The following is a 1,423-nucleotide window of genomic DNA, read 5'->3' as shown; positions in this document are numbered from 1 at the left end:
GTCATGATGAGCCTGAAAGGATAATTTACGATTTTCCTTTTGTAGCTGGTTATCCCATATCTGAATTTCTTCAAGTAACTCGTTAAAAACGGTATTTAAATCTTGAAATTCTTTAATACGATTATAAGGAAAACGAAGATTATAAGCTTTTTGCTCACTTACAATTTGAGCAATATTGGTAAGTGGATAAATAGCCTGCATAATTTGACGATAAGTTAAGTTTACTGACCACCACAAAGCGCAAACAATAAACAACATCGCAATTGCAAGCCCCACCATAATCATTTTGAGGAATTGCAATATTTTTTCAGAACTGCCAAAAAGTGTTAATTCACCTACATTTTGTTCATGATGGTAAATTGTAAGATGAACAGGTTCATTTAAAAACCAATGATCAAACCAGCCCTCTAAAATTGAAGTCTGACTTGATAATTTAAAACTTTGTGCAATTAAATGATGTTCTGAATCATAAATATGAATAGTACGAATTGAATGGTCATTCGTATATTCATTCAAAATTTGCTCTATCGTAATTTTATCATTAAATACAACTGCGGGCTGAATACGCTCTAGTAGAGTATGGCTAAGCAATTGCAAGTTTTGTTTGGCGTAAGTTTCCATTGTAAAAACAGAAATTGATACAAACGTAAAAGAGCAGATAAAGAAAGTAATTGCGAAAATAGTAAATTGAGATTTTCTAAATAAAGCATGTAATGAAGTGGACTGATACAACTTTGATATCATGACCCTTACTCCGCATTCTTAGCCAAGAGTAATACTCTCGGATCAATATGAACTTTGGAGTGACTTAAAGCATCTAAGTTAACTTTAAAGGTAGTGTAATTATTTTGGTTATATAAACAAAAGATACTTCCTATTTCACATTCTGAATTATTAATGCTTAAAGAAAGTAAAGAACGATAAGGATAGTTCTGAATAAGACTTTGTTGTTGCTGTGGCGTAGTAGTAGAGAAATAAACAGCCTGACAATGTGAACGAGCAAAATCTTTCGCGTTTACAGTTTGAACACGATAATTATAAGACATTTGCTGGATATAAGATTGAAAGGTAGATGTAATGGAGGGATTATCAATAACACAAAGAGTAGGAGTATTCACATTCTCCCACTTACTGTAGCTTAGAATAGATAAAGTAAGCACATAGAAGTTATGTTTTGAATTGGCATAACAAGGCCCACTCGTAGCAAACACTACAAGTATGCAAACAAATACTTTTTTAGCGAACTGCCACATGGTGAGTTAATGCCAAACTATTGCACGAATAATCTATTCTACATGAAGTTGATAAAGTAAAAAAAGTTTAATATCTCATCTAAAGTTGATTGAAGTGCCTAAAAAGAAGGCATATATATGACTTTTTCCGCAAAATAGAAGAAAAAAGCGGCACTCGATAGAAAAAGGCT

General features: G+C 32.4%; 2 protein-coding genes. Both read right to left on the bottom strand.

Going from position 1 to position 1,423, the window contains the following annotated elements; translation table 11 throughout:
• Positions 1-744, bottom strand: a 744-nt coding sequence (locus WA249_RS18855; RefSeq protein WP_336170933.1) for a CHASE sensor domain-containing protein, incomplete at its 3' end; no start/stop codon positions are given.
• A gap of 5 nt (positions 745-749) precedes the next feature.
• Positions 750-1,253 (bottom strand): YfiR family protein, encoded by a 504-nt coding sequence (locus WA249_RS18850; protein WP_016140167.1) that lies wholly within the window; start codon positions 1,251-1,253, stop codon positions 750-752.
• Between the last annotated feature and the right edge of the window lie 170 nt (positions 1,254-1,423).

Origin of the sequence: Acinetobacter sp. 161(2023), assembly GCF_037027805.1 — a bacterium.
In the GTDB taxonomy this organism is placed as follows: domain Bacteria; phylum Pseudomonadota; class Gammaproteobacteria; order Pseudomonadales; family Moraxellaceae; genus Acinetobacter.
Note: the sequence above shows the minus strand (reverse complement) of the source record. Positions and strands in the feature narration are given on the sequence as shown.